Annotated in this window: 21 protein-coding genes and 1 tRNA gene; 11 read left to right on the top strand and 11 right to left on the bottom strand. The window is 62.1% G+C overall.

All coding sequences use genetic code 11. The features are described from left to right. The first annotated feature begins 1,365 nt into the window (after positions 1 to 1,365). Entirely contained in the window at positions 1,366 to 1,941 is a 576-nt protein-coding gene (locus tag I6E58_RS11650; RefSeq protein WP_197133856.1) for a hypothetical protein, read from the top strand. Positions 1,942 to 2,036: 95 nt separating this feature from the next. Continuing rightward, positions 2,037 to 3,125 carry a site-specific integrase gene (locus I6E58_RS11645; RefSeq protein WP_307842117.1) on the top strand — a complete coding sequence of 363 codons (1,089 nt, stop codon included), beginning with the start codon at positions 2,037 to 2,039 and terminating at the stop codon, positions 3,123 to 3,125. Here the strand turns inward: I6E58_RS11645 and I6E58_RS11640 are convergent. Beyond that, positions 3,107 to 3,188: transfer RNA gene (locus I6E58_RS11640), tRNA-Leu, on the bottom strand. The two genes, I6E58_RS11645 and I6E58_RS11640, sit on opposite strands and share 19 nt — an antisense overlap. Before the next feature lie 193 nt (positions 3,189 to 3,381). Between I6E58_RS11640 and I6E58_RS11635 the strand changes: the two genes are divergently transcribed. Next, positions 3,382 to 4,398, top strand: coding sequence for a TauD/TfdA family dioxygenase (locus I6E58_RS11635; RefSeq protein WP_197133851.1), 1,017 nt, complete (start codon positions 3,382 to 3,384; stop codon positions 4,396 to 4,398). Between the two features lie 19 nt (positions 4,399 to 4,417). On the opposite strand, the gene I6E58_RS11630 is transcribed toward I6E58_RS11635, so the two are convergent. The 6 genes from I6E58_RS11630 to xylA all read right to left on the bottom strand — a co-directional run bounded on the left by I6E58_RS11630 (position 4,418) and on the right by xylA (position 10,534). Further along, positions 4,418 to 5,263 (bottom strand): hypothetical protein, encoded by an 846-nt coding sequence (locus I6E58_RS11630; RefSeq protein WP_197133849.1) that lies wholly within the window; start codon positions 5,261 to 5,263, stop codon positions 4,418 to 4,420. 108 nt (positions 5,264 to 5,371) lie between these two features. Further along, complete coding sequence (locus tag I6E58_RS11625; protein ID WP_197133846.1) at positions 5,372 to 6,331, bottom strand: DUF2510 domain-containing protein; 960 nt, start codon at positions 6,329 to 6,331, stop codon at positions 5,372 to 5,374. A gap of 234 nt (positions 6,332 to 6,565) precedes the next feature. Continuing rightward, positions 6,566 to 6,967: a roadblock/LC7 domain-containing protein gene (locus I6E58_RS11620; RefSeq protein ID WP_129073395.1), complete on the bottom strand. Its 402-nt coding sequence runs from the start codon at positions 6,965 to 6,967 to the stop codon at positions 6,566 to 6,568. Beyond that, positions 6,964 to 7,533 carry an ATP/GTP-binding protein gene (locus I6E58_RS11615; RefSeq protein WP_197133843.1) on the bottom strand — a complete coding sequence of 190 codons (570 nt, stop codon included), beginning with the start codon at positions 7,531 to 7,533 and terminating at the stop codon, positions 6,964 to 6,966. The genes I6E58_RS11620 and I6E58_RS11615 overlap by 4 nt, the downstream gene beginning before the upstream one ends. A gap of 406 nt (positions 7,534 to 7,939) precedes the next feature. Then, a complete protein-coding gene (gene xylB, locus I6E58_RS11610; RefSeq protein ID WP_197133840.1) occupies positions 7,940 to 9,343 on the bottom strand; it encodes a xylulokinase in 1,404 nt (467 codons plus the stop codon). Continuing rightward, positions 9,344 to 10,534: a xylose isomerase gene (gene xylA / locus I6E58_RS11605; protein ID WP_129073398.1), complete on the bottom strand. Its 1,191-nt coding sequence runs from the start codon at positions 10,532 to 10,534 to the stop codon at positions 9,344 to 9,346. A 369-nt stretch (positions 10,535 to 10,903) separates the two neighbouring features. On the opposite strand from xylA, the gene chvE reads away from it, so the two are divergent. From chvE to I6E58_RS11580, 5 genes are all read left to right on the top strand, one after another. Then, the gene (gene chvE / locus I6E58_RS11600) at positions 10,904 to 12,010 is read left to right on the top strand and encodes a multiple monosaccharide ABC transporter substrate-binding protein (RefSeq protein WP_304611000.1); all 1,107 of its coding nucleotides are present in this window, start codon (positions 10,904 to 10,906) and stop codon (positions 12,008 to 12,010) included. Between the two features lie 88 nt (positions 12,011 to 12,098). After that, complete coding sequence (gene mmsA, locus I6E58_RS11595; RefSeq protein ID WP_197133838.1) at positions 12,099 to 13,628, top strand: multiple monosaccharide ABC transporter ATP-binding protein; 1,530 nt, start codon at positions 12,099 to 12,101, stop codon at positions 13,626 to 13,628. A gap of 4 nt (positions 13,629 to 13,632) precedes the next feature. Continuing rightward, the gene (gene mmsB / locus I6E58_RS11590) at positions 13,633 to 14,832 is read left to right on the top strand and encodes a multiple monosaccharide ABC transporter permease (protein WP_197133837.1); all 1,200 of its coding nucleotides are present in this window, start codon (positions 13,633 to 13,635) and stop codon (positions 14,830 to 14,832) included. Positions 14,833 to 14,976: 144 nt separating this feature from the next. After that, positions 14,977 to 16,086: an ROK family protein gene (locus I6E58_RS11585; RefSeq protein ID WP_307842115.1), complete on the top strand. Its 1,110-nt coding sequence runs from the start codon at positions 14,977 to 14,979 to the stop codon at positions 16,084 to 16,086. 102 nt (positions 16,087 to 16,188) lie between these two features. Continuing rightward, positions 16,189 to 17,598: a GH1 family beta-glucosidase gene (locus I6E58_RS11580; RefSeq protein ID WP_197133836.1), complete on the top strand. Its 1,410-nt coding sequence runs from the start codon at positions 16,189 to 16,191 to the stop codon at positions 17,596 to 17,598. 52 nt (positions 17,599 to 17,650) lie between these two features. Here the strand turns inward: I6E58_RS11580 and I6E58_RS11575 are convergent, their stop codons facing one another. Together I6E58_RS11575 and I6E58_RS11570 are read right to left on the bottom strand one after the other, a co-directional pair. Beyond that, entirely contained in the window at positions 17,651 to 19,285 is a 1,635-nt protein-coding gene (locus I6E58_RS11575; protein ID WP_197133835.1) for a SulP family inorganic anion transporter, read from the bottom strand. Continuing rightward, positions 19,282 to 19,647: a metalloregulator ArsR/SmtB family transcription factor gene (locus I6E58_RS11570; protein WP_197133834.1), complete on the bottom strand. Its 366-nt coding sequence runs from the start codon at positions 19,645 to 19,647 to the stop codon at positions 19,282 to 19,284. Before I6E58_RS11570 ends, I6E58_RS11575 begins: the two co-directional genes overlap by 4 nt. Positions 19,648 to 19,834: 187 nt before the next feature. Between I6E58_RS11570 and I6E58_RS11565 the strand changes: the two genes are divergently transcribed. Genes I6E58_RS11565 through I6E58_RS11555 form a run of 3 tightly spaced genes read left to right on the top strand, consistent with a single transcriptional unit; the run spans position 19,835 to position 22,865 of the window. Continuing rightward, a complete protein-coding gene (locus I6E58_RS11565) occupies positions 19,835 to 21,067 on the top strand; it encodes a CpaF family protein (RefSeq protein ID WP_231595607.1) in 1,233 nt (410 codons plus the stop codon). Next, positions 21,064 to 21,930: a type II secretion system F family protein gene (locus I6E58_RS11560; RefSeq protein ID WP_197133831.1), complete on the top strand. Its 867-nt coding sequence runs from the start codon at positions 21,064 to 21,066 to the stop codon at positions 21,928 to 21,930. Before I6E58_RS11565 ends, I6E58_RS11560 begins: the two co-directional genes overlap by 4 nt. Continuing rightward, a complete protein-coding gene (locus tag I6E58_RS11555; protein ID WP_197133829.1) occupies positions 21,927 to 22,865 on the top strand; it encodes a type II secretion system F family protein in 939 nt (312 codons plus the stop codon). The genes I6E58_RS11560 and I6E58_RS11555 overlap by 4 nt, the downstream gene beginning before the upstream one ends. Here the strand turns inward: I6E58_RS11555 and I6E58_RS11550 are convergent. Both I6E58_RS11550 and I6E58_RS11545 read right to left on the bottom strand, forming a co-directional pair. Continuing rightward, positions 22,862 to 24,466: a GTPase gene (locus I6E58_RS11550; RefSeq protein WP_197133827.1), complete on the bottom strand. Its 1,605-nt coding sequence runs from the start codon at positions 24,464 to 24,466 to the stop codon at positions 22,862 to 22,864. The two genes, I6E58_RS11555 and I6E58_RS11550, sit on opposite strands and share 4 nt — an antisense overlap. Continuing rightward, positions 24,463 to 26,223, bottom strand: coding sequence for a dynamin family protein (locus tag I6E58_RS11545; RefSeq protein ID WP_197133825.1), 1,761 nt, complete (start codon positions 26,221 to 26,223; stop codon positions 24,463 to 24,465). Before I6E58_RS11545 ends, I6E58_RS11550 begins: the two co-directional genes overlap by 4 nt. Positions 26,224 to 26,284 lie beyond the last annotated feature (61 nt).

Genomic DNA, 26,284 nt, shown 5'->3' with positions numbered 1-26,284 from the left:
GGGCCTGGATAGCCAGGGTGTGCGCTGCATTCACCGCGAATACCTCGAGGGGCGTAGGAAACTTTCGCGTTCGCCACTTCTAAATCGCAGTCCAGACACCGGCGCGGAAGCGCCTCGCCTACGTGTTCATCGCAGCGAGGCGTGCGAGTGATCGCGTTCATGCTGACGTCTTCGATTTCTCCACAGATTCCCCATCCTGAACGTAAGACGGTCGCCTATCGAGATGTTGTCCTCGGGGTAGTTCATGAGTGTTAAGTAGTGGTTCCTTGGGGGTAGCCGCTAAATACCGTGCTGGTAGGAACTTCCTACTTGCAAGGGGTAGGGATTCGTTGCTCTCGAGGGGTAGGCCGTGACTACTCTTTCGGCCTTCGGGTAGTGGGTCGTTGCCGGGTCTGGACATCTCGTCAACGTCGGTGCGCTCGAACGTGAGGATGAACTCTGCGCGTTGTCCGATGCGACCACGTTTGGTCTGCCGGATCGCGCCCGACTTGACTAGCCCCGCCATCGCTACCTTGACCGCTTGAAATGACTTGGCTCGTTCGCGCTCACTAGCGTCAATGAGGATTGGCCAGCCGAGGGCGTGGGCTGAGAGTTCGCGACTACCGAAATAGGCCGGAGGCTGATCCGCATCGAGCGCAGTCAGCGCCATATGGACTAAGAGGCGGAATTCATTTGGCCGCAGTTTCGCGATCGTGCTTCCATCACCTGTGTGGGACCGGAGCGCGGGCTGCGCATCGTAAGCGAACGCGCGCCCTACGAGCTGAGCACCCATTGCTATACGCACACTGCGCCAAGGGGCCGCATCGATTGGGCGTATTTCCGAGGATTCCGTCCGCCGTGGAGGGAGATGGAACTGCTCGCCCTTCCGCAGAGTCGCGCCTGTAGAATTGAGGTTGTCATCTTTGCTCCTTCGTTGGGATTTGGGTGATTTGCTCTCGATCGGTTGCCGCCGATCGAGAGCGTTTCAATTTAGCCTTGGACAATTTCCGGGACGCTGTTGTTTCCAGCGACGTTTCGGTATCGGCGAGCCGGGTTCTCGATTTTTCGGATGCTCTCCGTGGCACTTAAGCGGTTCCTGTGGCGGTGCCAGTGCGTGCGGTGGACTCAATGAAATCGATGAATTCAGACTCTAAGTAGACGATTTTCTTTCCCAACTTCCGATAACGGGGTCCTTCCCCTAAATACCGCCAATTTGCGAGCTGCCCCTTTGTTAGTCCTGGAACAAATGTGCACACCTGTTCCGGTGATAGATAGTTCGGCATCAGTCTCCCTAGGTTGTGGCCACGACAATTTTTGCCTTGGCCATTTAGAACAGTACACTCATGTGGCCTAGTTGTGAAACGACTTGGCCATTAGGGTGGGGGAATGAACGAACAGATGCCAAGCACTCCCATTGCTGATCGTTGGGGGATGGTCGTAGATCGGCAACCGATTGAGTCAAATCCCGAAAACTACGCAGTTGTGAAGCCTGACTTGCTTGTACCACTCGAAGTGCGCGGGTTCGTCACATGGGCCGCGCACCCAGAGGTCAAGTTCGAGGCCAGGCTTCGATGGGGGAAGAAGTTTAGTTACATTCTGGAATTTGTGAGCATCACCTCGAGTGAGGGAATCTCGACGTCGGATATGCACAGTTATTCGATCCCGAAGCTGATCGCAGGCATGGCAACGGGAACGGTGTTGCTGCCTTTGCCTGGGGGAGAAGAAGAGTCTTATGTGCATCTCGAACAACTTCTTGGTCTCGCCGACCTTGAGGCGATGCGGGAGCGGATTCACGAAGAGGGTCCCGTGACAAACTCCCTGTTATGGGTCGGAAGGCTGTACGCATATGGGAGGGCAGTGGGGGAGAATCCCAACGTTCTAGTTATGTCCGTGCTTGACCTTCCGCAGCGCACGGCGACCCGATGGATCTCCCGTGCGCGCACTGAGGGGCTTCTGGACTAATGGGAAGCATTACGCCCTACGAGACAGCTGGTGGGAAGCGATATAGGGTTCGATATCGCAAGCCGGACCATTCGCAAACAGACAAGCGCGGATTCGTGACCAAGAAGGCAGCCGAACTCTTTTTGGCGTCGACGGAACTCGCCAAAGCTCGTGGTGAATTTATTGATGCTGCCGCTGCTCGAATGACCATTGGAGAATTGGGCGCTCTCTGGTTAAAGTCTCAAACTCACCTCAAGCCGTCCACGTTGCGTGTTGTGGAAATGGCTTGGCGCGTTCACGTCGCGCCGGAGTGGGCAGTCCGCGGAATTGGCGGAGTCCTCCACTCCGAGGTCCAAGCTTGGGTGTCTGCTTTGACTCGAGAGATGAGCGCGACGAGTGTCTTGCGGGCGTACGGTATTTTGGCCGCAATCTTGGACGTCGCGGTGAAGGATCGGCGACTTGCGCTCAACCCTGCTCGAAGCGTCACACTCCCACGCAAAGTAAAGAAGGCGCACGTGTACCTGTCTCATGAGGAGGTCTGGCGGCTCGCTGGGGCGTCGAGCGGTCACGATACCCTAGTGCTCATGCTCGCTTACACCGGGCTTCGATGGGGCGAAGTGACGGGGCTGAAGGTGAAGCATTTGAATGCGCTGCGACGTCGCGTGAATGTCACGGAGAACGCCGTTGCCTATGGTCAAGTGATCCATATAGGCACGCCGAAGAGCCACGAGGCCCGCTCAGTGCCCTATCCGCAGTTCCTTGCTGAACCAATCGCGCAACTTTGCTATGGGAAAGGCCCCGACGATTTATTGTTCGGCGACGGCAACACACATATGCGAAGGCCTAACACCAGTAAAAATCAGACCTCATGGTTCATCCGCGCGCTCGCGTCGGCTGAACTCGAATCGATGACCGTGCATGACCTCCGTCATTCAGCAGCATCCCTAGCGATCTCTGCGGGCGCAAACGTGAAAGCGGTGCAGCGAATGCTTGGTCACGCTTCTGCGGCCATGACCCTAGATACCTACGCAGATTTGTTCGATGATGACCTCGACGCCGTTTCGGTAGCGCTCGATCAGGCCGCGTCGAAATCAAATGTGGGCAAAATGTGGGCAAACGGAGAAAGAGCCCACGGACAAAAGTCCAACGTGCCTGTAAACGTTGGAAGTTTGAACTTGAACAGTTGTGCGGAAGGCGGGACTTGAACCCGCACGCTCGAAAGCACAGGAACCTAAATCCTGCGTGTATACCAATTTCACCACTCCCGCTGGCCGGTCAATCTTAGCGCGAGATTGGGCAACCGCGAATCACCTATGACGTAGCTTCATTTTTGCTGTGCACGGCCCCGCCGACCCCGCAATCCTCGTGTTTTAGGGGGCGGAGGGTGTAATTTATGAAGTGTCTTCCCTATGGAGACAACGTCCGCGACTGCGCCTTCCCAGGGCCACCAAGAGCAACAGCTTGCGCAGCGCACGAAGCAAGGAGAGCGACATTACCGTTCACGAGCTCCAATCGAGCCTTTTCACTGTCGACGCGGCCATGGCCGATGCGATTCGTACCGCCGCTGAGCGCATTACTGCGCACCCTAACGAGAACCCGGATGACTTCGGTCGCCAGGCTCTCGCTGCGGCTTTCAGCCTGCCTGAAGAGGTCCGTGCCGCTGTTCTGAATTTTGCTGAGGTTGGCTCTGAAGCCGGCATCATGGTTGTGCGTGGCCTGTACGTCGATGAAGACCTCACAGATACCCCGCTGAACAACAAGAGCGGCCTCGGCGCCGGCACCGTTTTTGCGAAAGAAATGGGAATGCTTGCCCACCTCCTCGGAAGCATGGTTGCTTATGAGGCAGAGGGCAACGGTCACCTCATCCAAGACATGGTCCCCAACCCTAAGCTTGCGGTAACTCAGCAGTCGCAGGGCTCGAAGGTGGAGCTCGAAGCTCACACCGAGCAGTGCTTCTCTGACTTCAAGCCCGACTACGTCATCCTCGGATCGCTTCGCGGCGACGAGAATGCCAAGACCTACGCGTTCTCGGGTCGCAAGCTGGTGGCAAACATGACTCCTGAAGAGGTTGCCAAGCTGCGCCAGCCGCTGTGGGCCACCACCATCGACGAGTCGTTCCAGCCTTACATCCCCAACCCGGATGACGTACGCGGGCCGTTCCCGATCTTGCGCGGGCCAGAAGATGACCCGTACATTCTGGTCGACCAAGACCTCATGCACGGCATCACGGCAGAAGCTCAGCGACTGCTCGCCAAGGTCGTCGAAACCTACATCGAGCACCGCGACGCTCACGTGCTTCAGCCGGGTGACCTGCTCATGCTCGACAACCTGCGCGCCATGCACGGTCGTTCGATGTACGAGCCCCGCTTTGACGGTAAGGACCGCTTCATCGCTCGTGGCTTCGTTGTGCGCGACCGCCGCAAGCTCTGGCCTCAACTGCTCGAAGACCGCCGCACGCTCGCAGCGGTTCACAGCTAAGAGGCTCAGCGAGAGCTAGCTAGTTCGTTACGACGCGGGTCGTCTGCTCCGGCAGGCGGCCCGCGTTTGTGCGTCGCGGGGCGATGGCAAGGAAGAGCGCGGCCACCGCAAGGAGCTGCCCGACTATATTCAGCAGCAGTCCGGGGCTCGCGGCATCTCCGCCGCCGACATAAAAGGTGTCGGCGAGTCCCATGCCCATGGAGAATCCCGCGAGCCAGTGGAGTCCGATCGCGAGGCTGAGCAGCGCGAATCCTGCCGCGAGTGTGCCTCGCACGGTGATCACGTTCGCTAGCGATGACGAGGCGAGAAGCAGCGCGAATACGACTGCTGTCAGCGGCCAGAAAACAGCCCAGACCCACGCGAACGGATCGAACTGCAATTCGCCTGCCGCGTTCATCGCGGCGTAGATCTCATCGAGAGTAAGCCCGGGGGCTTTCTGCAGAGGGTTCCAGACGTAAATGTTCACTACTCCGATTGCGATGACGGCGAGCATTGCGGCAACGAACCCCGCGCCCATCACGAGTCGAATCCGCCGGGAGACGGGCTCGTTACGTGGCGGATCAAGCTGATACCGGATGTCGGTAGGTTCCTCAGCGGCGATAGCTCGAGAGGACGCTGATCGAGCTATCCAACGAGCCCGGATTGAGAATCCCGTCAACGCCACCGCGAGTATCAACAGCAGAACTGCGAAAAGGCCGACTGCTGCACCGGCGAGCGGCACCACTGCGGGGAGGTCTGTCGGACCATTGCCGAAGGCGCCAAAGCTGCCAAAAAGAAACTGGTTGGCTCCGAGGAGGACGGAGCTCAGAAAGGCAGCGATGGCCCAGCGCGCGAACTGGGAAGAGGTCGACGGTAACGCAATCATGTGCACAGCGTAAGCGCACAGCATCCACAATCAAGGATTATTCAGCCGAGAGGGCGAGTCGGGTAACTCACCCACCCGCTCGGCTGGAAACAGCGACGAAAGTGCGAACTACTTCTTATGACGGCCGCGCAGGCGAGCGAAGAAACCGCGCGGGGCGGGTGCAGGTGCCGGAGCGCCCATTTCGTCGCTGGTGGCGCCGGGAAGCACGCGCAGGATGTTCATGAGGCTGAGCGCGGCGAGCAGCGAGTTCGCGGCGACCTGCTCAGTCTCGGCAATGGCGGAGAGTTCCTTCGCCGACAGCGGGGCGTGGCTGAGGATAGAGGTCATCCGCAGCTGGTCTGCGTCGTGCGGCAGGCTCGTCATGTTGGGCCAGCGACGCAGACGGTAACGAGCGCCGTCCGTGAGCCACGGGGCTGCAGCGTGAGCATAACCGGTGGTACCGATCATCCAGAGCAGCGGGTTGAGGTCGAAGCCCGCGCCCGTGGGCATGATGACTTCTTCGCGAACGTGGCTGCGAATGCTGATGTCTGTGGGGAACATGGGGAAGTCGGCAATTTCTGCTTTCCACCAGTACGCACGCTCAGATACGTCGATGACCAGCATCGGAAAGCTGGGCGACGTGATCGCGAGAACAGTGGGCTGAGCACTGCTCGCTGCGATCTTGATGGCTTCGGCAACCTGGGCCCACTCAGACGTGATTGCCGTGAAGTCGGAGTCGTCGTCGCTGTTGCTGCTGTCGCGGGCGCTCACGGTCGGGTCGCCTGCGGCCTCTGAGTCGACGGCAGTCTCTGCACGGGGAGCCTCGAGCTGACGCAAGGTGTTCGCGAGAGTCGGCTCGGGCGTCGTCTCGTGAGCGGTCGGCGCAGACGCGGCAACGCGCTGCGGTTCATCGTCGAATTCGACCTCGGTCGGGTCGGCAAAGGCGACATCGACGAGTTGGTGGACGAGGGGAGCGCGTGCTCCCGAAATCTCGTCGGTCCACGTGTGGTTGTCCCACCAGCGCAACTGGGGGAGGCCAAGCGGGTCGGGGTACCAGCCGGCGGGGATATTGGTTGTGTAAGTAGTCATCTTCACGCCTCCTGCGTGAATTCCGATGCAGTGCCGAGGGTGCACTGCGGTCAAGCTTTGTCGGGTAAAAATCCTCGATTCAGGAAGTGATCGGCGGGTTAGACGGTGATCACACCTGTTCGTAGTTCCTGGTCCTGCTGCGGGTTATTCGGGTGTTGCTTGCTCTGGTTCTGCGGGTTATTCGGGTAGTTACTTGCTCTAGTTGTTCGGGTCACGCGGGTTTTTGGTTTGGTGTTACTTGGCCATCAACAGTGTGTTGAGCCGTCGCGCAGTGCGTCGCGCGGCGGTCAGTGACCTGCCGATGGTGTCCTTATCAGTGAACAGGGCTGCGAGCACCAGCGGGTGATCTTCGACTCGCACCTGCACTACGTGGCCTTGCTCGGCCGCGACGATCACAAACTCGTTGTCTCCGAGTCGTAATTCTCGAGCGACAGCGTCGGCGAGAGCCTGCGTTGAGCTGGCCATGCTCGCAAAACGATCGCTGTCGAATTCTTGACCTTCAACGTTTGCGACGCTGAAACCGTCTTCCGTGAGGAGGGAGGCATAGCGAAGCGACGGGGCGAGACTGCGGAGTCCGCCGAGAGCGAGTTCGCCTCGGGAGATGTACTTGGGGTCATGGTGAGTGACGATGCTCATCGTGCCCTCCTAGAAAGTGCCGGCGCGATCGCCTGCTTGAGCTCCACGTTGGCTACGAGTGTCATCAGCAACACGGTCATGTCGGCGTTAGAACGGCCATCCACCGTGAACACGGGGATCATGACATCGGACATTTCGTCGGCGAGAGCGTTCGCGTATTCCTCAATGAGGGCGTTGGGCACGAGATCGGCGCGAGTGAAACCAATGACGATTCCGCCGCGCTCGTACAGGGCGAAAAATTCTTTGACGTATTCGATCGCAGTCGCGACCGGGTTGTCGGCATCCGCATTGACCAGCAGGATGACACCCTCGGCGCGCTCGGCCAGAATCTTCCACATGAAGTCGAAGCGCTTTTGACCGGGAACGCCGTAGAGGCGAACCTTTTCTGCGTCGTTGACGCTGATCTCGCCGTAGTCGAGAGCGACAGTCGTCGTGGCTTTGGCCGATGCCGCCTGGTCGCTGTTGGCGGCCTCGGTGCTCACGACCTCAATCTCACTGAGGGCACGGATGGCAGTTGTCTTTCCGGCACCCATGGGGCCGGCAAATAGTATGACGTGTTCTGACATCTGATCCTCCCCCCAGGAGCTAGTTTTTCGGTTCTTGCTTACTGAAGCATGCAAGCCTCAGAAGCGGGGCAGTAGACCCCCATTTGGGTGTCGTTCGAAATAGTCCGCATAAATGCTGACCAGAACGTTCTGTCTGTCCCCTCAAAACGTGCCGTGTTTTCGCGGGTTTCGGGCGTTTTGCGAGACCAATTTGTCATTGGTCTCGAGCGTCGGGGCGGTCGGTGGCGGGTGCTAGTGAGTGCTTTCGTGGCGGGATTTGTGCCCCGACTATGGCGGCGAGTGCGAGGACGAATCCGAGCAGTTGTAGCAGGCTGAAACGCTCGCCTAGAAGGAGGGCGCCGAGCAGTGCGGCGGTTAATGCGGTGCTACTCGGCGGCTTGCTCAGCGCACACGAGGGTGATGCTGGTTAGACAGCGTAGCGCGCGTACTGCTCCCGGATGACGGGACGATAATCGGATGCGGGCTCCGCGACGGTAGCGATCGTCCAGTCGGGGCGTGCGCCGTCGAGCACCCACGCCGCCTGGGCTGCGGCGCCAAGGGCCACATACTCTCCGGGCTCGGGAACGACGACAGGCACGGCGAAAACTTGAGACGCGATCGACGAGACCGCAGTGTTTTGAGCCGCGCCGCCGATGAGCAGGATGCGCTCGGCGACAACTCCCTGACGTACAAGTGCGTCGAGGCCATCAGCGAGGCCGCAGAGCAGTCCCTCGATAGCGGCGCGCGCGAGCGACGGCCGAGTCGTGGAAGCAAGCGTCATGCCGAACAGGGTTGCCGTGGCATCCGGCAAGTTAGGTGTTCGTTCGCCTTCGAAGTAGGGCTGAAGAACGAGGCCGTCAGCGCCGGGTGCGGCGTCGAGGGCGAGCGTGCCGAGTTCGTCGTAGTTCACGCCGAGAAGGGCGGCGGTGCTGTCGAGCACCCGCGCTGCGTTCATGGTGGCGACGAGGGGGAGAAAGTTTCCGCTGGCATCAGCAAACCCAGCGACGGTACCAGTGGCGTCGGGGATCTGCGAGGTCGCGACGGCAAAGACGGTGCCGCTCGTACCAATCGACACGACAACGTCGCCAGCGCGGGCCCCGAGACCTAGTGCGGCTCCGGCGTTATCGCCAGCACCGCACGCTACCGAGATCATCGCGTTCGCCGCAACGGAGGTGGCGACTGTTCCCGCGGATTCGCCGGGCGCGACAATGCGGGGGAGTGTGATCGCCGAGGCATCACGACCCAGCGCGGCGCCCAGGACGTCGAGGTCGTACTTGTTGGTCACCGAGTTGAAGTAGCCCGTGCCGCTGGCATCAGACCGGTCGGTGATTAACTCTGAAAGTTCAGGATTCTCTGGCCCGAAGCCGCGCAATCGCCACGTCAGCCAATCGTGCGGCAGGCACACGGCGGCAACGAGGGCGGCGTTCTCGGGCTCGGCGTCGCGCAACCAGCGAAGCTTCGTCGATGTGAACGAGGCGACCGGCTTCGAGCCAGTGCGCTCCGCGAGGTCAGGAAACTCTGCGCTGAGGGCATCGGCCGCGGCGGCAGAGCGGGTGTCATTCCACAGCAGGGCTGGGCGGATGACCCGGCCGGCGGCATCCAACACGACCATGCCGTGTTGTTGGCCGCCGACCGAGATCGCGGAGACGTCATCCAATCCGCCCGCCTCGGTGATGGCCTCGTTGAGGGCCACCCACCAGGCGTTCGGATCAACCTCGGTGCCGGTCGGATGGGAGGCGCGGCCGGTGCGCACGAGCGCACCGGTAGCGGCATCCACGATCACGATTTTGCAGGACTGGGTTGAGGAATCGATCCCCGCGACGAGGGTCATTTAGCGAGCGCCCATGAGGTGCTCACCAGCGAGCTGCTGCAGACGAACGAAGCCGAAGCCCTTGCCATTGAAGTAAGCCTCGTGATCGAAGTCTTCGTACGAGGCGCGGTCAGCAAGCAGGTCGTCATAGCTTTCATTCTCGCCGAGAGTGTTCTCCGAGAGTTCGAGGACGCGCGCTTCGACGAGGGCTTCTTGCACCTCAGGGTCGGCACGGAAGGCAGCAGCGCGCTCCTTGAGCAGCAGGTAGTTGCGCATGTTGGCGGCAGCAGAAACCCACACGCCGTTTTCGTCTTCGGTGCGGCTGGGCTTGTAGTCGAAGTGGCGAGGGCCCGTGTAGGTCTGACCACCATCGGGGCCGCCGTTTTCGAGGAGGTCGACGAGCGAGAAGGCGTTGTGCAGGTCGCCGTGACCGAAGACGAGGTCTTGGTCATACTTGATTCCGCGCTGGCCGTTGAGGTCGATGTGGAACAGCTTGTCCTGGTACAGCGCCTGGGCGATGCCCGAGGTGAAGTTGAGTCCGGCCATCTGTTCGTGACCTGTCTCGGGGTTCACGCCGAACAGCTCGGGGCGTTCGAGGGTCTCGATGAACGCCATGGCGTGACCGACGGTCGGCAGCAAGATGTCACCACGGGGCTCGTTGGGCTTGGGCTCAATAGCGAAGCGGATGTCGTAGCCCTTTTCGGTGACATAGTCACCGAACAGGTTGAGCGATTCGCGGTAGCGCTCGAGTGCTGCGCGCACGTTCTTGGCGGAGTCGTACTCGGCGCCTTCACGGCCGCCCCACATGACGAAGGTCTTGGCGCCCAGTTCTACGCCGAGTTCGAGTTGACGCATTGCCTTGCGCATGGCGAAGCGGCGAACGCTGCGGTCGTTCGACGTGAATCCACCGTCCTTGAAGACGGGAGCGCTGAAGAGGTTAGTGGTGACCATGGGCACGATGAGGCCGGTGTCGCTGAGCACTTGCTTCAGGCGGTCGATCTGCTTCTGGCGTTCGGCGTCTGTTGATCCGAAGGCGAAGAGGTCGTCGTCATGGAAGGTAATACCGTAAGCGCCCAGCTCGGCGAGCTTTTCGACGCCGTGAACGATATCGAGGGGCGCGCGGGTTGCTCCACCGAACGGGTCAACTCCCTCCCAGCCGATTGTCCAGAGGCCGAAGGAAAATTTATCGGCGGGGGTGGGTTGTAAAGACATTGTGGTTCTCCGTTGGCAGCAGTGGCAATAAGTTATTGAGAACAACATACTTCGGTATCTCCGCTGAGTCAATCGCGTGGGAATGGGGCAATTCCAGCCCGAAGTCCCGTGTTATCTGATCGCAACTACCGATTTGGTGAAAGTTTTCGAAAGTTGTTGCATTCAACGTATGAACCAATATAAGTTCGCTCCATCAACAAAACGGGGCGCTTGCCGCTGCCCCTCGCGATACAACGAAGTAGCGCTCCACGGCGCTTGTACCCGGGCCGTGCACTTCGTTTCTCGTGAGGACTGCAGCCATGCCCTGGCCGGTCATACCCCGTGTAACTGGCTTGATGTCCAGCAATCACATTTGAAAGGGACAACACGATGTCAATGAAGAAAATTATTGCGGTCGCAGCAGCAGCCGTAATGACCCTGGGGCTCGCAGCCTGCAGCAGTGGCGACAGCGGCTCCGGCGGAGGCGACAGCCTCGGTAGCGTCGGAATCTCGATGCCTACACGCAACCTCGAACGCTGGATCAACGACGGCGAAGGCCTCAAGGCTCAGCTCGAAGAAGCCGGCTATTCGGCTGACCTGCAGTATGCGGATGACAAGGCCGACACTCAGATCAGCCAGATTCAGAACCAGATTGCTTCGGGAATTGACGTTCTCGTCGTCGCCGCGATCGATGGCGAACTCCTCGCTCCCGTTCTCGCTGACGCAAAGGCGCAAGACGTCACGGTTATCGCTTACGACCGCTTAATCAATGGAACGCCAGACGTCGACTACTACGCCACGTTCGACAACTACAAGGTTGGCCAGCTTCAGGGCCAGTTCATTGAAGAACAGCTCGGACTCGCCGATGGTGCAGGCCCGTTCAACCTCGAGCCTTTCGCCGGTAGCCCCGACGACAACAACGCCAAGTTCTTCTTCTCCGGCGCATGGGATGTACTGCTTCCTTACGTAGAGAAGGGCCAGCTTGTCGTTCCTTCGGGCAAGTCACCCGCCAGCAACGACGACTGGGCGAGCATCGGTATCCTCGGCTGGAAGTCTGACTCGGCTCAGTCCGAGCTCGACAACCGCATCGGATCGTTCTACACCGGTGGCGAGAAGATCGACGTCGTTCTTTCTCCCAACGACAGCCTTGCTCAGGGTATTGCCGCATCGCTTCGCAGCGCTGGCTACACCGCCGGAACCGACTGGCCTCTCTTGACCGGTCAGGATGCCGACAAGGCTAGCGTCGTCAACATCCTCGCTGGCGAGCAGTCGATGACCGTCTGGAAGGACACCCGCGAGCTGGGCAACGTCGTCTTCGGCTTCGTCGAGGCGATCATGAACGGTGACGAGCCTGAGATCAACGACACCGAGACCTACGACAATGGTGAAAAGGTTGTTCCCGCATTCCTGATCGCGCCAGAGGTTGTTGTGAAGGATGACGTGCAGTCGAAGCTCATCGACTCCGGCTTCATCAAGGCCTCAGACGTAGGTCTCTAGCCCCGGCTAGAACTCAGTAATACGATTCGACGATCGGGGGACGGCACAGTAGCCGTCCCCCGAAAGTCACTGCGAGCGGAGCACACTCATGACTGCCATCCTCAGCATGAACCAAATAACCAAAGACTTTAGCGGCGGCGTTCGCGCCCTCGATGGCGTAAGCCTTGAGGTAGAGCGCGGCCATGTCCACGCTATTTGCGGCGAAAACGGCGCCGGCAAATCTACGCTCATGAAGGTATTGAGCGGTGTCTATCCCGTCGGTAGCTATGGCGGCAGCATCACCTTCGAAAATCATGAGACCGCCTACAAGTCGATAAACGACTCTGAGGCTGATGGCATCGTGATCATTCACCAGGAGCTTGCGTTGAGCCCCTACCTCTCTATTGCCGAGAACATCTTCCTCGGCAACGAGATCGCCACGCGTGGTGTTGTCGACTGGCCCAAGACCAACCGTGAAGCGACGATGTTGCTCGCGCGCGTCGGCCTCGACGAACTGCCAAGCACTCCCGTGATCGAACTCGGTGTCGGTAAGCAACAGCTTGTCGAAATCGCCAAGGCTCTCTCCAAGCAAGTGAAGCTGCTGATTCTCGATGAGCCCACGGCCGCCCTGAACGATGAGGACTCGGCACATTTGCTCGACCTCATCAATAGCCTTCGCGGCCAGGGCATCACGTGCATCATTATTTCGCACAAGCTCAAAGAGATTCGCCGTATTGCAGACACCGTCACGATCATCCGAGACGGCCAGACCATTGAGACCTTCCAGATGAAGGAAGCGGATGCCACTGAAGCGCGCATCATCAAAGCGATGGTGGGGCGCGACCTCGACAGCATGTTCCCGCCGCACACGCCAGACATTGGCGATGAACTGTTCCGGGTAGAGAACTGGACGGTGCATCATCCGGTCGACACCAGTCGCAAGGTCGTCGACGATGCCTCGTTCTCGGTGCGGGCAGGAGAGATCGTTGGCTTCGCTGGGTTAATGGGTGCCGGGCGTACTGAGCTCGCGATGAGCATCTTCGGTCGCTCGTATGGCAGCCGCATCAGTGGCACGGCCTTCAAAGAGGGCAAGGAAATTTCGGTCAAGAGCGTCAGCGAGGCGATCGGCCACGGCATCGCCTACGCCACCGAAGACCGAAAGCACTTCGGTCTCAACCTGATCGGCAGCATCGCGGTCAATATCTCAGCGGCAGCGCTCTCAAAGCTCTCGCGTTTCGGCATCGTCGACCGCTTTGCAGAGAATAAGGTCGCGGAGGACTACCGCGGCCAAATGAACATCAAGACTCAGAATGTTTCTGTGCTCGCGGGCAATCTCTCGGGAGGCAACCAGCAAAAGGTTGTCTTGAGCAAATGGATGTTCTCTGGCCCCGACATCCTGATTCTCGACGAACCAACCCGTGGCATCGATGTCGGTGCCAAATACGAAATCTATGGAATCATCAACGACCTCGCCCGCCAGGGCAAAGCGGTTGTGGTGATCTCTTCAGAACTACCGGAGCTTCTCGGACTCTGTGACCGCATCTATGCGATCTCCGAAGGCACCATCACCGGTGAGATTGATCGCGCCGACGCTACCCAAGAACGACTCATGCACTTGATGACCGCGGGAAAGGACTAACCCGATGAGCACCACCACACCCACTAGCAAACTGCCCAAGATGCGGGTCGATCTGCGTCAGTACGGCATTCTGGCCGCGCTTGCCGTCATCGTCATCCTGTTCCAAATATTGACGGATGGCCGACTGCTGCTGCCCGGAAACCTCAACAACCTCATTCAACAGAACGCCTACGTGCTTATTCTCGCCGTGGGCATGGTCATCGTGATTATTGCGGGACACATCGACCTCTCGGTCGGTTCCGTCGTCGCGATGGTCGGTGCCGTTGCCGCGATATCGATGAGCCAATGGGGGTTGCCGTGGTGGGGCGCCGTCATCATCTCGCTTCTGCTCGGCGCAGCGGTCGGTGCGTGGCAGGGGTTCTGGGTGGCCTTCGTCGGTATCCCGGCCTTCATCGTCACGCTCGCGGGCATGCTCTTGTTCCGCGGTCTCACTCTCGTGTTCCTCACCGGCGGCACTATCAACGCTCTTCCCGGTGAATTCAACGCGATTGGTGGCGGTTGGCTGCCCGAGGCGCTCGGCACGATCGGCGAAGGTCGTGGCAGCCGCGACATCCTCACGATTGTCTTGGGAGTTCTGGCGGTAGCAATGCTGATCACTCAGCAGGCGCGCAGCCGTGCCAAGCAGCGCAAGCTTGACCTCCCCGTGGAGCGCAGTGCCTCCTTCTGGATCAAGAACGGTGTGGCGGCAGTCGTCATCTTGGCGCTCACCTTCCAGCTCTCCGCGTACCGCGGAACTCCGATCATCCTGATCATCCTGGCCGTGCTGATTCTGCTGTTCACGTTCGTCTTGAACCAGACCGTCTTCGGCCGTCACGTCTACGCGATTGGTGGCAACCTTTTCGCCGCGCAGATGAGTGGTGTGAAGACTTCGTGGATCAACTTCTTCGTCTTCGTCAACATGGGTGTGCTGGCCGGTCTCGCCGGGGTTGTCACGACGGCGCGCGCTGGCGGTGCCGTGGCATCCGCCGGTCAAAGCTTTGAGCTGGATGCCATTGCCGCAGTCTTCATCGGTGGTGCTGCTGTCACCGGTGGTGTCGGAACGGTCATCGGTGCCGTGATCGGTGCGCTCATTATGGGTGTGCTCAACATGGGCCTGTCGATCCTGTCCGTGGATGCCGCCTGGCAACAAACGATCAAGGGACTCGTGCTGTTGCTAGCCGTGGCGTTCGACGTCATGAGCAAGCGCCGCGCTGGACGTCGCTAGTCTTAGCAGAACCGTCTTATTGCCAATCGAGTGGAACCGCCCGTGAACCAGAACACCCTCCCATCCTCGCCATTACCGGTGTCGGTTGGCGGGGGTGGCACGGGCGGTCGCGGCGATCGCACTCGGCGTCATAACCTGTCGCGCGTGCTGACCCTGCTTCATCGTGGGGCTCAACGCCGCTCACAGTTGACTGCGCAGACGGGGCTTAACCGCTCGACGATTGCGGCGCTCGTAGCAGAGCTCACCGAGTTGGGGTTGGCCTACGAGAGCGAGCCAGATCCCACTCGGCAGGTAGGTCGCCCTTCGCCAATGGTGAACGCGGATGCTCGCACCGTGGCCATCGCGGTCAACCCCGAGATTGACGCCATCACCGTGGGGGTTGTGGGGCTCGACGGTTCGCTCTTAAAACGCATCCGCTACGAGACTGAAACGCCCCCGACAGTGTCCGAGTTCGTGAAGATCTCGAGCCTCATCATCGAGAGCGTGCGCGGGGAGTACGAGACGACCGGCCGCATCATTGGTATCGGTATCGCGGCGCCCGGTCTCGTGCGCGTCGAAGACGGCCTCGTGCGTTGGGCGCCTCACCTTCACTGGCGGGATGAACCCGTCACGGAGCAGCTGGCTGAGGCGACCGGATATCCCGTCTCTACCGCCAATGACGCGAGTGTGGGTGCGCTTGCGGAGCACATTTACGGCGCCGGCCGGGACGTCGATGACCTGATCTATCTCAACGGTGGTGCCAGCGGTATTGGTGGGGGAATCATTGCCGGCGGGCGGCCCCTGACCGGCCGTGCCGGCTATGCGGGAGAGTTCGGCCACGTTCGGGTAGAGAACGGTGCTGCCGAGAAAGGAACGCGGGAAGAGGGCAGTCTCGAGACCGAAGTGAATCGCGCCGACCTGCTGCGGGCCCTGGGGCTCACCAATGTCGACGCCGAAACTTTGGATGCGGCCTTGCGCGAATCCACGGATACTGACGTGAGTGCACTCGTGCACCGTCAACTGCTCTCCCTCGGCACCTCGCTGCGCAACGCAGTGAATGTTCTCAACCCTGAAGTGATCGTGCTGGGTGGGTTCTTGGCATCGATCTTCGCGTTCGACCCTGAATTCTTGATCGAGCGGGTGCGCAGCCAGTCGCTCGAAGCATCGTTCGAGGGCGTGCAGATTGTGCCGGCTCAGCTCGGTGCAGACCTGCTCATGATTGGCGCCGCTGAGCTCGCCTTCGCTGCGCTGTTGGAAGACCCGGCGGCGCTCTAGCCGCACGACCAGTCGCACGTTTGACCGCCGGTCAGGCCACCCGCCGCCGTAACCTCGGGATAGTTTCGGCCAAACCGAAGCTCCCGGTCTTAGGGTTGTGAGATGAACTCTGATTACCGCGATTCTGGTCTCGTTTTTCCGCCGAATTTCATCGTCGGCTCCGCGACGGCGGCCTATCAAGTGGAGGGCGCTGCGCGAGATGGCGGCCGCACCGAATCTATCTGGGATACCTTCAGCCACACCCCGGGCAAGACCTGGAACGGTGACACCGGCGATGTTGCCGACGATCACTACTACCGTTTCGAATCTGACCTCGATCTCATGGCCGAGCTGGGGCTTGACGCCTACCGTTTCTCTATCTCCTGGCCGCGATTTCAGCCGGGTGGGCAGGGTCCGATCAACCCCGAGGGAGTGTCGTTCTACTCGCGACTGGTCGACGGACTGCTGAGCCGCGGCATCCGCCCAATCGCCACTCTGTATCACTGGGACTTGCCGCAAGAACTCGAGGATGAGGGTGGCTGGCCTGAACGCGATACCGCCATGTGGTTCGCCGAATATGCCGAGCTCGCCGCCACTGCCCTGGGCGATCGCGTGCACACGTGGACAACCCTCAACGAGCCCTGGTGTTCGGCGTATCTGGGCTACGGCTCGGCCTCGCACGCCCCTGGCCGCACGAGCGATGCCGATGCGCTGGCCGCCGTGCACCATCTCAATCTGGCTCACGGGCTCGCCGTGCCCCGCATCCGTGCCGCTGCCACGAATGCGCCCGAGGTGTCGGCGACGCTGAACTTTCATGTGATCCGCGGCGAGGATTCCGAAGCCAAGCGTCGCATCGATGCGCTCGCGAACCGTGCGTTCACGAGCCCGATGCTGCTCGGTCGCTACGACGATGACTTGATTGCCGACACGAGCGAGGTGACCGACTGGTCGTTCGTTCATGCGGGCGATCTGGCGACCATCCACCAGCCGCTCGATTTCTTGGGCGTCAACTATTACTCCACCGTCACGGTGAAGATGTGGGATGGCGTGAGCGAGCGCGTGATGAACGACGGTCACAAAGACATGGGTGGCTCCGCGTGGCCGGGCAGCCGTACTGTCGAATTCTTGCCGCAGGACGGCCCGTATACGGACATGGGCTGGAACATCGCGCCCGATGGCCTCGAAGAGCTGTTGGTCGATCTGAGCGAGCGGTTCCCCGACCTGCCGTTGATGATCACCGAGAACGGTGCCGCGTTTGATGACGAAGTCACGGATGGTCGGGTGCACGATGCCGACCGAGTCGATTACCTCAACCGGCACTTCACAGCCGCGCACCGAGCGATGCAGCGCGGGGTGAACCTGCAGGGGTACCTCGTGTGGTCGCTGCTCGACAACTTCGAGTGGGGTTATGGCTACTCGAAGCGTTTCGGCATCGTGCGCGTCGACTACGACACTCAAGAACGCATCGTGAAAGACAGCGGACTGTGGGTTTCTGAGGTTGCTAAGAACAAGGTGACGCCGGCGCTGAGCTAATGGCCGCGCTGGTTGACGAGTGAGCAGGCTTGCGGGCGAGCGAGACGCTGAGCTAGCGGGCTAGTTCAGCGCGCCTGATGTGTGAGCGAGCGTGTTCAATTGCGGGCTCGAGTTCGGCGAACAGGTGGTTGGGGTGGCGTAGCGAGCTGATCACTCCGAGGCGCTTGAGCACATCCCGATGTTCGGGGCGGATGCCCTTGATGATCACGGTGACGCCGCGTCGTTCGAGCGCGGTGATGAGCTCGGTGAGGGTGTGGGCGCCGGTGGCATCGATAAGGTGCAGTTGCGACAGCCGCACGATCACGACTTCGAGGCCTTCGTGTTCGTTGATCCGGTCGATGAGGCGCTCGGCTGCTCCGAAGAAGAGTGAGCCATCGATGCGGAAGAGCGCGATACGTTCATCGCCCGGTTCGGGGGAGCCGGGGAGTTCTTCGCGGTGAACGCCGCTGGCTTTGCTCATGGTGCGCAGGGCGAAGAAGGCGGCGGCAGCGATACCGATCCCGACCGCGATGATGAGGTCGAAGCTCACCGTGATGATGCCGGTGATGACGAACACGGCAGCTTCAGATTTGCCCGTGTGCAGCATCGTCTTGATCAGGGTGGGGGACATCATGCGGGCGGCAGTGGCCATGAGAACGCCCGAGAGCGCTGCCAGCGGAATGACCGCGACGACCTGCGCCGCAAGGTATACGACGGTGAGCAGGGCGAGAGCATGCACGACCGCGGAGACGCGGGTGCGACCGCCCGACCGTACGTTGACGGCGGTGCGGGCGATGGCGCCGGTGGCTGGCATCCCACCAAAGAAGCTGGAGGCGACGGATGCCAGCCCCTGGCCGACGAGTTCGCGGTCGGCGTTGTAGGGCCCGGTGTCTGCCATGCCGGCGGCGACGCGGGCGGACAGCAGGGATTCGATGGCGGCGAGGGCGGCGACGGCGAAGGCCGGACCAATCAGCGTGGTGAGGTCGAAGTCGAACGAGGGCACGGCGGGGGCCGGCAGCGAGGCGGGCAGTTCGCCGATTGTGGCGAGCGGCAAGTTGAGGACTTGAGCTGCGATCGTGACGACGACGATGGCGATGAAGGAAGCGGGGAGGCGCCCGCTGATGCGGGTGAGCAGCAGCATGATCGCGATCACGGCCGCCGTGACGCCGAGGGGGAGCAGAGCGGCCGGCCACTGGGCGGCAGCGATGAAAGCCCCTGCCGCGAGCACGGAGTTGGTGGGGTGTTCAGTTCCTTCCGTGCCGAGCGCCGAGGGTACTTGTTGCAGGAAGATGATGATGCCGATGCCGACCGTGAAGCCTTCGATCACGGGCCAGGGAATGTAGCTGACGGTGCGGCCGAGGCGCAGCACTCCCGCGACGACGACGATGATGCCCGCGAGCAGGGTGACGATCGCGACGGCTTCGACGCCGTGACTGACGACGATGGGAGCGAGCACCACGACCATCGCGCCGGTGGGGCCGGAGACCTGCACGTTGGAGCCGCCAAAGACTGCCGCGACGATGCCTGCGACGATGGCGGTGATGAGCCCAGCTTCGGCGCCGACTCCGGAACTAACGCCAAAGGCGAGAGCGAGGGGCAGGGCGACAATGCCGACGGTCACGCCGGCGATCAAGTCGCCGCGCCAGCTGGTGCGGAGTAGGCGGTAGTCCTTGACGCTGGGCAAGAGCGCCTTCCAGGAACGTTTCATCGGGCATCCGGAATCTCAGGCAGGCTGTTCACGAGTTCGCGCTGGCTGTCGGCATCGGTGAGAATTTCGCCCAGCAGCACGCGGGCGACGCGCAGCAGTTCAGCGATCTGGGGGAGGGCAAGGCGGTAGTAGACGACGCTGGCGCGGCGGTCAGAAACGACGAGGCCGTAGCGGCGCAGCACTGAAAGATGTTGCGAAAGGTGGGATGCTTCGAGCCCAGTCTCGGCGAGCATGTCAGCAACGGAGGCTTCGTCGGCGGCCGACAGCATCTCGAGCACCCGAATGCGGTAAGGATGCGCGAGCCCCTTGAAGAGGTTCGCCTTGATTTCGTAGAGCGGCCTGCGCTCATCGAGAACGGCCATTGCAGTGCTCCTGATCGGTGCGGTTACAGCGACGAGCATTCGCCCGCTTGCTGAATTGATGGAATCATCATATCAGAATTGCGTGAGCCACTATTTGCGCGTCGATCCCCGCCGCATGACCGCGAGCGAGAGCGGCGGCTGTGGACAACAACCACACGGCTAACCGCCCACTCCGCACAATATGAGCATGTCTAACGCTTTGACGACCATCGCTGACCAGGTTCGCCAGCGGGTTCGCCGCGACGGGGTTGATCTGTCGCGCGACAGCGAGTTGGCGTCGCGGTATGTGCGCGACGAGGTGCGCCGCTATAGCGAGCGGGCGCTGGGCGGTTCGGTGCCGCTTCTCACGGATGAAGCCCAGGCCGCCCGCGAGGTGGTGGCGGCGTTGACCGGGTACGGTCCGCTCCAACCGTTCTTCGATGACGACACCGTCGAAGAGCTCTGGATCAATGGACCCGAGCACGTGTTCGTCGCCCGCAACGGCGTGCCTGAGTTCACGGGCATTCGTCTCACTGATGGTCAGGTTCGCGATCTGGTAGAGCGGATGCTGCAAACCTCGGGTCGTCGCGTCGACCTGAGCTCTCCGTTCGTTGACGCATCCCTGCCGGATGGTTCGCGGTTACACGTCGTAATTCCGGATGTCACGCGGCGCCACTGGGCGGTGAACGTGCGCAAGTTCAGCCAGCGCATCCGGGACCTCGATCGTTTAGTCGAGTTGGGAAGCTTGCCGCAGCACGCCGCCGACTATCTGCGGCTGTGCGTGCTCTCGGGCCAAAACATTGTGGTGTCGGGAGCGACCCAGAGTGGCAAGACCACGATGCTGAACGCGCTGCTCGCGGCGGGCAAACCGACCGAGCGCGTCGTCACCGTCGAGGAGACATTTGAGCTGAGCGTCGCCGGCCACGACCACGTCGGTATGCAGTGCCGTCAACCTAGCCTCGAGGGCACCGGCGAGATCAGCCTGCGCCGGCTCATCAAAGAGGCACTGCGGATGCGCCCCGACCGTCTCGTGGTCGGCGAAGTGCGCGATGCCGAGTCGCTCGACCTCCTTATTGCGCTCAACTCTGGACTGCCGGGAATGTCTAGCATCCACGCCAACAGCGCCCGCGAAGCGCTCGTGAAACTGTGCACTCTGCCGCTACTCGCCGGTCGCAACATCGACTCCAGCTTTGTCGTGCCGACCGTGGCCAGTTCAGTGGATGTCGTCGTCCACTGCGAACTGGCGGCGAACGGCACGAGACGCGTGGTCGAGATTCTGTCGCTCACCGGCGAGGTGAGCGACGGGGTTATCGACAGCAGTATTCTCTTCAGGTTGTCGGAGGGCACGCTCCTCCACACTGGCGCGGTGCCCGCACGTCTCGCCAAGTTCCACGCAGCGGGCACAGACCCCGTCGCGCACCTCCTCAAGGCTGTCGCATGAGCCTGATTCTGGGCATCATTCTCGCGGTGGGAGTCACGCTCGTGGCCGCCCCCTTCCTCTGGCCAACAAAGGGCGAGCGTCGCGTTCGAACGCGCTCGGCCTGGTCGCTGCGGATGCGCGAACGCCTCGTTCAGGCGGGGCTCCCCACCACCAGCCCGACCATCGTTGTGATTGTGTCGCTTGTCTTCGCGATTGCGGTCGCCGCCATCACGTTCGTCGTCACCTCGGTGATTGCTGTCGTCGTGTGTGCCGCTGCGGCTGCCCTCGTACTCCCGACTCTCGCGATCAGCTGGCGGGCCCGCGCTCGCCGCAAAGCAACGCAGGTCGTCTGGCCCGATATCGTCGACCAGCTCGTGTCCGCCGTGCGGTCAGGGCTTGCGCTTCCCGACAGCCTCATGACGCTCGCGCACACCGGCCCCCTCGTGACGCGTAGCGCTTTTGCCGCGTTCGCTGCGCGGTATCGGGCCACGGGCAACTTCTCCATCGCCGTCGACGAACTCAAGGTCGCGCTCGCCGATCCCGTTGCCGACCGCATCCTTGAAACGTTGCGGATGTCGCGCGAAGTCGGCGGAAGCGAACTCACCAACGTGCTTCGCAGCCTCAGTATCTACCTTCGCCAGGAGGCAGCGATCCGGTCGGAGGTCGAAGTTCGCCAAGGGTGGGTGATGAACGCTGCCCGCCTCGGCTTAGCGGCACCGTGGGTTGTGTTGTTCTTGCTCACGACTCGCCCCGAGGCGGCACTCGCCTACAACTCAGCCGGTGGCGTTGCGCTCATCGTCGCCGGGCTCGTTCTTTCGGTCGTTGCGTACCGCATCATGGCGGGTATCGGCCGCCTTCCCGAGCAGCCGAGGTGGTTCGCATGAGCGATGCGCTCGCGCTTGCGCTTGTCGCAGGCATCGCTGGTGGTCTCGGGCTCTGGTCGATTCTGAGCCTCATCCCGCGACTCAGTCGCCCGACGCTGGCGACCAGGGTTGCCCCGTACGTGATCGATGTCTCGTCGGGCGCACGCGAGCATCTTGCCCCGCGGTCGGTCGGTCCGCTTCCCGTGTTCGGGGTGCTGCTGGTGCCTGCCGTACGGTGGTTGCGCGAGACCCTCGCGTCGGTGGTTGGCGGGGGAGACCTGATCGCGCGTCGGCTGCGGCAGGCGGGCTCCGAGCTCACGATCGAGGCCTATCGTTCGCAACAGCTGCTGGCAGTCTTAGCCGGCGCTATGCTCGGTGTCGTTTTCGATATCGCGGTCGCCAACCAGCAGCAGGTGCCGCTGATCGCCCAGGCTGTGCTGGTTGTGGTCGGCGGGGTCGTGGGAATCACTGCCCGCGACTACCTGCTGCAGCGCGCAGCGAAGGCCCGCATCCGTCGTCTCACTGCCGAGCTGCCGGTCGTGCTTGAGTTCCTAGCGCTCAGTCTTTCTGCGGGCGAAGGAATCTTGGATGCCGTACGCCGGGTCTCGCAGGTCAGTGGCGGTGAGCTTTCCCGCGAGCTCGCTCGTGTCGTTTCCTCGGTCAACACGGGGCTGCCGTTCGGCGAGATGCTGGGTGTGCTCGCCCGCGAACTTGAGCTGGCGCCGTTCACTCGTTGCGTCGACCAGATTCTCGGTGCGCTCGATCGCGGAACCCCACTCTCGGAGGTGCTGCAGGCCCAAGCTCAGGATGCGCGCGAAGAGTCCAAGCGCGAACTGCTCGAGGTCGCCGGCAAGAAGGAGGTCGCGATGCTCTTTCCGCTCGTGTTCCTCATCCTGCCGATCACCATCGCCTTCGCGATCTTCCCTGGCATCTTCGTGCTGCAGGTCGGGTTCTAGCGCCGCGCGATCTGCAGCGCGGCCGACACTGCCCGCGCCTGCTCAAGCGCCGTCGCGACGGGAGTCACGACATCCCGCTGCACGACTTCGTCGACCGCGGCGAGAAGACGGCGGCGGGTGCGACGCCGACGACCGCCCGCAGCGACAGCGCTGAGCGCCGCCGACAACAAACCCAGCACAATGCCGACGAGAACGGCGGCCAGCAGCAGCAACGTCGGTATCGCCCACCCGGTAAGCGGACCTTCCTCCACGGCAGGGAGCGGGAACGCCGGCAGGCCAAACGTCGGTAGCAGCGCGGTGCCCACCAACCAGAGCGCTCCGCCCAATCCGGCGATCGTCGCGATCCACTGCACGATGCCCACGAGCACCCACCACCAGGAACCCTTCGCGGGCAGAGGCGTGCGGGCGATCGCAAGATCGAGGGTGGCGGGCAGAGTGTCGAGGGCGTGCTCCGCGGTGGTGCGCGCGGCAGCCCGCCACGGGGCAGAAACTCCGGCACCGGCGTCGTCAGTGAACGTGCGAACGGCCATTGACATCCGGGCCTGCGCGCCAGCGCTCAAGAGCGGCATGCTCGTCCGGTGAACATCGGGGTCATCGCCACGACGCTTTGGGCCAAGACCCAAGCGAGTGAGCGGGTCAGCGCGCAAGCGACCGATCCACGACACGAGCGGCCACCCGGTGGCCTGCCCGGAACGCTTGCGATACGAACGAGCAACAGCGGATGCCACGATGTCGACGCCCGCAGCGGTCCCGACCTCGTCGCGCAGGCGAGCGGCGCTCTTCGCGCTCACCTTCTGCGGCGAACCCGGATCGTCGATGCGCGCGGCGATGGTCTGCACATCAGCGCTGAGCCGTGCATCCCGCACCGCCTTCGATGCCGCAAGATCGCCAATCGCTTTACGCAACGCGTCGATACCCTCACCCGTGCGGGCACTCACGGGCAGCACTCGGGCGCGGGGAATGCCATCACGCTCAACGATCGCCTGGAGCGACGTCACAACGGCGGCACGATCATCCGCACTCAACAGATCAACCTGATTGAGCACGACCAGAGTCACGGCGGCGTGCTTCGCGTGCGGCGCGATGAACTGCGCGTGCAAAACATCGTCGGCATACTTTTGCGGGTCCACGACCCAAATCAGAGCATCCACTTGCCCGGCAAGACGCTCGGCAACAGCACGATTGCTGGCCTCCACAGAATCGACGTCGGGTAGATCCACGAGCACGAGTTTGCTGGCCCGGGCATCGAAAGGCGTCGACCGGTCGACCCGTTCGCGAACCTCGAGCCAGTCGAGTAGTTCGCTCGCGCCGGCAGCCTCCCACGTCACCGCGAGAGCTTCGGATGTGGTGGGGCGGCGCACGTGCGCGACCGCCACCTCGTCACCCACGAGGGCGTTCACGAGGCTCGACTTGCCCGATCCGGTAGCGCCAAAGACGCCGACCACGGTGTGTTCGGGGGAGCGGGAACGCCGCGCCTCGGTCTGTGCGAGCAGCGCCCGGGCGTTGTCGAGTACGTCGGCGGGAATACGTCCGGCGCCCGCCTCAGCGACGGTGCGCAACGCGACAATTCGCTCGTCGAGGCTGGGCTTGGCGGCGCTCACGAGGTGCCCTTCGCAGCCTGCGCGACATCCGCGAGCAGCGCCTGCGATTCGCGCCGCAGTGAATCGGGCGTTGCGCCGAACCGCAGCGGCTCCAACGCCACACTCAAGCGGGCGAGCTCCGCGTCGAACAGAAAACGAACCCGCGCATGCAGATCTTCGCGGGCTTCGCTCGCCAGCTGACGCACGGCATCCTCACCAAAGATCGTCTCGAGCAGCTTCTGGCCGAGCACCGCTGACCCACCCGCAATCGCAATCTCGCCGCCGGTAAGACCACCGGTCGAAGCGAATACGACCACCATGAGGGCAACCGTCACGACGTTCAAACCGAGCGAGAGAATGCGAGCCCGGATGCGCTTATCACCCGCATTGTCGTGAATGAGCTGCATGAGTGCGCCCTGCCATTCGCGAATCATCGCGGTCGTGGCTTGAGGCAGTTCGGGGCTTTCGCTGGCCAGTTGCGGATGCCGCTCAGCGATGGCCTTGCCGGCCACGCTTCGTTCGAGCCCGGCCCACGCCGCCGCAGCAGCGCGCCCCGCCTGATCAACGATTACCGTCTGCAGTCCCGTTTCGATCTGGGTTTCGACTTCAACTACGGGGTTGGGTTTGCCCGTGATCCACGCTGTCGCGCGGTCACGTGCCGCCGAAAACCACGAGTCGACTTTTCTGAAGAAGTCGGAGGTGCCGACGAAGTCTTGCCAGCGAGCAAGAACTTCGCCGCGCATCAGGGCGCCGTTCTGCGTGGCGGCGTCGACCGCGTCGAGCGCGGCGTCGTAGTACGCGGCGGCGGCGACGTGCGCAGCGTCGAGCCAGTCGAGTTGCTGCTGCCGAGCATCCGCAATCACAAGAACCTGACGGTCGAGCTCGCTGATGGCGCCGCTGAGAGTGCGGGCGGCGATGCGCGAACGTTCGGCCCGGTCGCCCGCGATTCCGGAGAGCCACTCGCGCGGCTGTTCGACGGCGCTGGCGGGCAGCATGCCCAAGTCGTCAAGACGCTGTTCTTCGATGGAGAAAACGGGAGCGTCGCTGAGGCCGCGGTCGGTCAGCATCGATTGCAGGTCAGGAAGAACCTCATCGAGCGCGCCCGGTGGCACTCGGTTGAGCACGATACCCACGGTAATTGAGCGGGCGGCAGCGCTTTCGAGAAGGCGCCACGGCACGGCATCCGCATAGCGATTCGCGGTCGTGACGAACAGCCACAGGTCGGCGGCGGCCAGTAGCTGGGTGGCAAGGGCGCGATTCTCGTCGGCGACCGAGTCAATATCTGGGGCATCAATGATCGCGAGCGAACGGGGAACGCTCTCGTGTTCGAGCAACATGAGCTCACCGATGCGGGATTCCTCAGGGGTATCGCCCGCGCTTGACGCGGGCGTTCCGGGGGCGCTGATGCGGCCGCGCACACGCGCCAGCCCGGGAAGGATGCGATCGCTCGCGAACCATCCCGCATCCACGGGAGCGTGCACCAGAATCGGCTGCCGGGTCGTGGGGCGGATAACGCCGGCGCGAGTCGTCGCAACACCGAGCAGAGCATTCACAATCGTTGACTTGCCCGAGCCAGTAGAGCCACCCACCACCGCGAGGAGTGGTGCATCGAGGTCTGCCAAGCGGGGGCGGATGTAGTCGTCGATCTGGCGCACGGCGGCTGCGGCAGCCTCGCGCTGCGTCACAACTCCGTCAAGATCAAGGGTCAGCCCGGCATCCGCCAGAGAGGCCCGCAGGCGCTCAAGCGAGAGGATCGCGGGCGCACTGTTATCGGTCACCGCTTAAGCATGCCGGGTGCAAGGCCAGTTCGCTAACTTTTGTTGTGCAGAGCCGGGCGCG

Origin of the sequence: Salinibacterium sp. SWN1162, from assembly GCF_015864675.1 — a bacterium.
Taxonomy (GTDB): Bacteria; Actinomycetota; Actinomycetes; order Actinomycetales; family Microbacteriaceae; genus Rhodoglobus.
This window is presented reverse-complemented; position numbering and strand designations above follow the sequence as displayed.

Bases quoted from the DNA above. Each gene is read 5' to 3' on its own strand.
- xylA (WP_129073398.1), bottom strand. From the start codon at position 10,534: ATGTCTTTACAACCCACCCCCGCCGATAAATTTTCCTTCGGCCTCTGG.
- I6E58_RS11575 (WP_197133835.1), bottom strand. From the start codon at position 19,285: ATGAAACGTTCCTGGAAGGCGCTCTTGCCCAGCGTCAAGGACTACCGC.
- I6E58_RS11650 (WP_197133856.1), top strand. From the start codon at position 1,366: ATGAACGAACAGATGCCAAGCACTCCCATTGCTGATCGTTGGGGGATG.
- I6E58_RS11570 (WP_197133834.1), bottom strand. From the start codon at position 19,647: ATGGCCGTTCTCGATGAGCGCAGGCCGCTCTACGAAATCAAGGCGAAC.
- I6E58_RS11615 (WP_197133843.1), bottom strand. From the start codon at position 7,533: ATGTCAGAACACGTCATACTATTTGCCGGCCCCATGGGTGCCGGAAAG.
- I6E58_RS11625 (WP_197133846.1), bottom strand. From the start codon at position 6,331: ATGACTACTTACACAACCAATATCCCCGCCGGCTGGTACCCCGACCCG.
- I6E58_RS11630 (WP_197133849.1), bottom strand. From the start codon at position 5,263: ATGATTGCGTTACCGTCGACCTCTTCCCAGTTCGCGCGCTGGGCCATC.
- mmsA (WP_197133838.1), top strand. From the start codon at position 12,099: ATGACTGCCATCCTCAGCATGAACCAAATAACCAAAGACTTTAGCGGC.
- chvE (WP_304611000.1), top strand. From the start codon at position 10,904: ATGTCAATGAAGAAAATTATTGCGGTCGCAGCAGCAGCCGTAATGACC.
- I6E58_RS11620 (WP_129073395.1), bottom strand. From the start codon at position 6,967: ATGAGCATCGTCACTCACCATGACCCCAAGTACATCTCCCGAGGCGAA.
- I6E58_RS11565 (WP_231595607.1), top strand. From the start codon at position 19,835: ATGTCTAACGCTTTGACGACCATCGCTGACCAGGTTCGCCAGCGGGTT.
- I6E58_RS11580 (WP_197133836.1), top strand. From the start codon at position 16,189: ATGAACTCTGATTACCGCGATTCTGGTCTCGTTTTTCCGCCGAATTTC.
- mmsB (WP_197133837.1), top strand. From the start codon at position 13,633: ATGAGCACCACCACACCCACTAGCAAACTGCCCAAGATGCGGGTCGAT.
- I6E58_RS11555 (WP_197133829.1), top strand. From the start codon at position 21,927: ATGAGCGATGCGCTCGCGCTTGCGCTTGTCGCAGGCATCGCTGGTGGT.
- xylB (WP_197133840.1), bottom strand. From the start codon at position 9,343: ATGACCCTCGTCGCGGGGATCGATTCCTCAACCCAGTCCTGCAAAATC.
- I6E58_RS11560 (WP_197133831.1), top strand. From the start codon at position 21,064: ATGAGCCTGATTCTGGGCATCATTCTCGCGGTGGGAGTCACGCTCGTG.